The organism is Streptomyces sp. NPDC093064 (assembly GCF_044754605.1).
Taxonomy (GTDB): Bacteria; Actinomycetota; Actinomycetes; order Streptomycetales; family Streptomycetaceae; genus Streptomyces.
On the sequence record NZ_JBIVPK010000122.1, the window covers coordinates 1 to 4,691 of the forward strand.

At 66.0% G+C, this 4,691-nt stretch carries 1 protein-coding gene and 4 pseudogenes; 3 read left to right on the forward strand and 2 right to left on the reverse strand.

The window, feature by feature from the left end:
• Positions 1-161: 161 nt before the first annotated feature.
• A pseudogene (locus ACIQFZ_RS43115) lies at positions 162-428 on the forward strand (transposase); the annotation flags it as partial.
• A gap of 36 nt (positions 429-464) precedes the next feature.
• Here ACIQFZ_RS43115 and ACIQFZ_RS43120 read toward each other — a convergent pair.
• On the reverse strand, positions 465-1,826 hold the full coding sequence (locus ACIQFZ_RS43120; protein WP_402693967.1) for an IS701 family transposase: 1,362 nt from the start codon (positions 1,824-1,826) through the stop codon (positions 465-467).
• A 69-nt stretch (positions 1,827-1,895) separates the two neighbouring features.
• On the opposite strand from ACIQFZ_RS43120, the pseudogene ACIQFZ_RS43125 reads away from it, so the two are divergent.
• Both ACIQFZ_RS43125 and ACIQFZ_RS43130 read left to right on the forward strand, forming a co-directional pair.
• A pseudogene (locus tag ACIQFZ_RS43125) lies at positions 1,896-2,813 on the forward strand (IS701 family transposase); the annotation flags it as partial.
• Between the two features lie 238 nt (positions 2,814-3,051).
• Positions 3,052-4,049 (forward strand): annotated as a pseudogene (locus ACIQFZ_RS43130) (IS5 family transposase).
• A 102-nt stretch (positions 4,050-4,151) separates the two neighbouring features.
• Here ACIQFZ_RS43130 and ACIQFZ_RS43135 read toward each other — a convergent pair.
• Positions 4,152-4,691 (reverse strand): annotated as a pseudogene (locus tag ACIQFZ_RS43135) (hypothetical protein); the annotation flags it as partial.

The window sequence follows — 4,691 nt, forward strand, 5'->3', positions numbered from 1 at the left end:
ACAACACCACCGCCAAGCCCTACCGCTGGACCTACGACGCCAGCCCAGTCAAAGCCGCGTGACACCTCCACGAACTAACGCGGAGCAGCACTAGTACTGCAACGACACTCCGTGACGTTGCGGGTGCGACGTCGTTGATTGTTGCATGGGGGAAGAGATAACTGACGGCTGGTCAGATATGTTTGACGACTTCGCGGGCAAGGTTCGCGGGCCGGTTCGGCCGGGTGGAGCCACGGCGACGGATGGTGTCCTACCTGCGGGGACTGCTCAGCGAGACAGAGCGGAAGAACGGCTGGACCCTGGCGGAGGCAGCCGGGCACGACGGTCCGCAGGGCATGCAGCGGCTGTTGAACCACTACCTGTGGGACGCGGACGCCGTGCGTGATGACGTCCGCGACGCAGTGGTGGAGCATCTCGGGGACTCCGATACGGCAGCTGTAGATAGCTGCTGATGTGCTGTCTGATCATGGTGTGGTGTCGGCGTACGCGTGCCAGCGGCGGTGGCAGAGGCGGGCGCGGTGTTGGTGGCGGCGGCGCCAGGTGGACCACCACAGCAGGTGCTCGGAGTCTCGCTGGGGCGGCGGAAGGAACAAGGCGCGTAGTAGGCGGAGGAGTTCGTGACTACTGAGGGGGACGAGGTCGGCCTCGCCGGGGTCGTTCCGGCTGGTTTGGGCGCCGCGTTCGAGGGCGGCTGTGACGGCCAGGAAGGCGTAGGCGACCAGCGCGGTCACACTCCAGCGGTGCCAGGAGTTCCAGCAGGTGACCTGGCCTTTGTCGAGGTGGCAGACCTCCTTCGCGTCCTGGAAGTCGTCCTCCACTCGCCACCTGCGGCACACCAGTGACACCAGTCGCGCCAGTGTCACCGGCCCTGGGGCGAAGCAGCGGTAGTAGGACACGGTGCGGGTGTAGCGGTGCCGGCGGACCAGCAGGACGGACGTCCCCGCGTCGCCGTCGTGCCCGTCAGGGGTGTCGTCGGCGGTGACCTCGATCATCGCCCAGTCGTAGTCGCATATACCTTTCTGCCCCGCGCCGGTCCGCATCCGCTGCCAGGCCCGCTTCGGCAGCTCCGCGGTGGCCTTGGCCGCACTCAGATTGACCGGGCCGGTGGTGACCTGGTGGTTGGAGCGCACGCCCACGACGTAGCCCAGGCCCAGCCCGCGGCAAGTGGTACGCAGCTCCCGGCCGCCGTAGACCTCGTCACCCAGGAAGAACGAGGCGGATATGCCCTGCCGCCCGGCGGCGCGGAGCATGTCCCCCGCGAGGTGCGGCTTGGTCGCGAAGCACAGCTCGTCCGGGACGCCGGTCAGCTCGCGGCGTTCCTCGTCGGCGGCCCACTCCTTGGTGAAGTACAGGCGCCGGCCGATCAGGCAGTGCCCGGCGGCCGTGGCGAAGGTGAGGTGCACGGCGACCTGGCACAGATCGACTCCACCCACCGAGCCGGAGTACTGGCGGGCCGCGGCCACCGCGTCGATGGACGACTTGGCGTCACCGGTCTCGTCCGCGATCAGGATCCCGTCGCCGTCGTCAAGCAGGTCCACGGCCCAGGCCGCTGTCCGCTGAAGCACCGCTTCCTCGTCCCACACCGCGCGGGACAGCAGATGGTGCAGGCGGTGCGGGCCCCGCTCACCGATCGCTTCGGCCAGGCTCCAGCAGTTGACGTCCTCGAGCTCCATCAGCATGCCCCGTGTCATCCGTGCGAACGTCTCCCGGGTCTCGGAGCGGGCGAAGCAGTCGGCCACCGAGGCCAACAGGCCCCCGAACGCGATGTCGTGGGCTTCGTGGTCTACCGTGGCCGAAGCGGCCGTCTCGTTCTGATGTTGCGTCACACCACGTCATGATCAAGGCGGCCGTCCTTATGCCCGCAGCCACCCCCTCAAGCCGCTGAACAGCAGCGACGCGCACCGGCAGACCTATCTACAGCTGCCGTATCCGAGCGGGGAATCCTTATTCTCGATGAGACGGGATTCCTTAAAAAGGGTGTCCGGTCGGCGGGTGTGGCCCGGCAGTATTCAGGAACGGCCGGGCGGATCGAGAATTCCCAGGTGGGTGTCTTCCTGGCGTATGGATCAGGGAAGGGTCGGGCGCTGATCGATCGCGAGCTGTATCTCCCGAAGGAATGGACATCGAACCGTGAGCGCTGCCGGGCGGCCGGCATCGGTGATGATGTCGAGTTCACCACGAAACCTGACCTGGGCTTGCGTATGCTGAAGCGTGCCGTGGAGTCCGGCATCCCGTTCGGATGGGTCACGGCCGATGAAGTCTATGGGCAGACAAGCCGGATTCGTGTCTGGCTGGAAGAACATGACATCCCCCATGTGCTTGCGGTGCCGAAATCGCAGATGGTCATGACCGTGGAGTTTTTCGGTCAGGCCCGCGCGCACCAGCTGATCGGCGAGCTCCCCGACGATGCGTGGACACGTGTGAGCTGCGGCGACGGCGCTCACGGTCCACGCGAATACGACTGGGCCGCAGCAGCGATCCGGCCCTGGCGGCGCGAGGGCTGGGACCACTGGCTGATGGCACGGCGCAGCGTCACCGACCCCACGGACATCGCCTACTACATCTGCTTCTGCCCGGCCGGAACTCCGCTGGAGGAACTCGTGCAGGTTGCAGGATCCCGGTGGATGGTCGAGGAGTGTTTCCAGACCTCGAAGAACGAGACCGGACTCGATCACTATCAAGTCCGCGGCTATACGGCCTGGTACCGACACATAACCCTCTCGATGGCCGCACTCGCCTTCCTCGCCATCCTGCGAGTGGAGGCAAAAAAGGGGATCCCGACACCGACGGCAATCGATCCCTCATACCCGTAACCATGAACGAGGCCAGACGGCTGTTCAACCGCATCTCCTCTCCTGTCCGCCACAGCATCCAACACGTAATCGCCTGGTCCCTATGGAGAAGAAGAAGCCAGGCCCGGGCCCGCATCAGTCACTACCGAAGCAGAGGGCATAACGGAGTGTCGTTGCAGTACTAGGGCCTGTTCTGAGTCCGGATCACGGATGAGTCAACGTGACCCCGGTGGCCGGTTGAGTCCGGTAGACCGGTCACATGACTCGTGGTGATCTGACCGATGGTGAATGGGAGTTGGTCGAGCCATACCTCCCGCTGGGGGTGTCCGGGCCGATCCCTGACCTGCGCAGCTACTTCAACGCGGTGATGTGGCGGTTCCGTACCGGCAGCCCCTGGCGGGATGTGCCGGAGAGCTACGGCTCTTGGTCGACGGTCTACGACCGGTTCCGGATGTGGGCGCGTGACGGGGTCTTCCAGGCGCTCATGGACGGGATGATCGCCGAGGCGGCGGCCCGCGACGACGTCGATCTCAGCCTGGTCAGCGTGGACTCGACCGTTGCCCGTGCGCATCACCACGCGGCGGGCATGGTGGTCGACCCGGAGCTCCTTGAGGACCTGGAGAAGGCTGTGACGGAGGAAAAGGGGCTGCAGCAAAGGGGCAAAACGACCCCCTAGGCGACGGATCCGCGGACAGCGGGGACCCCGAGCGGGAACAGCGCCGTGCCGTGCGCCGACGCCACAGGGCCCGACTGCGGGCCGCCGAACTGGGCCGCTCCCGGGGCGGGCTCACCAGCAAGGTCCACCTCGCCGTCGAGCGGCGCTGCCGCCCGCTGGCCATCATCCTCACCCCCGGGCAGGCCGCGGACAGCCCGCGCTTCATCCCCGTCCTGGAGAAGGTCAAGGTGCGTGTCCCGGTCGGCCGCCCAAGGACCCGGCCGGACGCAGTCGCCGGCGACAAGGCGTACTCCTCCCGCGCCAACCGCGCCCACCTGCGCAGGCACAAGATCAAGGCCGTGATCCCGGAAAAGGCCGACCAGGCCGCCAACCGCAAGAAGAAGGGACGCTCCGGCGGCCGCCCGGTCAGCCACGACACCACGCTCTACAAAGATCGCAACACCGTCGAGCGCGCCATCAACAAGTTCAAGGAATGGCGGGGGCTGGCCACCCGCTACGACAAGACACCCGAGAGCTACGCCGCAGGACTCCACCTGCGCGGATCCGTCCTCTGGTTACGCAGCCTGCCAGCCCTCCCATGATCCGAACTCCGAACAGGCCCTAGTTCCCATGGCGTTCAGCTCGTTCGGGAACGCCGGGGGTCAGAGGGTGGTTTCCCGCGAACAGACACGGACGGGGCACGACTACGGAGTGGTGTGAACGGCGGCGTCCAGCACTTTCGACTGGGCGTTGACAAGATCGCTTGGGATGCTCGCCAACTTTCCGGGAGTGTCGGAAGTCGCCTTATAGATCGCCAGCGTGGAACCGTGGCGTATGGCAATCACGCTGATGGGGATCTTCAGGCCGTCGTCACCGGGTTCCAAGGCCAGCTTGAGTCGGAAAGCGACCCCGTCGTCGCCCTGCGGTGGGTCGTTGGTGGCTTCGACGTCTTCGTAGGTCGCCTTCATGGGGCCTGCCGTGTACCCCTTGCAGGACTTCAAGGCCGTGCGAAGCTCGGTGATCACGCGAGCGGCATCCGCTGGGTGGTACGACACTAGGGTGATGATCGCAGAGCGATCATTCCAGCCCGTGATGCTGCCCGCGATGCGCTGCACGCTGCCGACGGGGGTGTAACCGCTGGCCCCGTCCACTGAGCCCGGATCCACCGGCTTGATGTCTGTGGATAGCTTCTCCGGAGACGAGGAAGTGCCTTGTGACCTGCGATGATGGGAGTTCTTCACGCT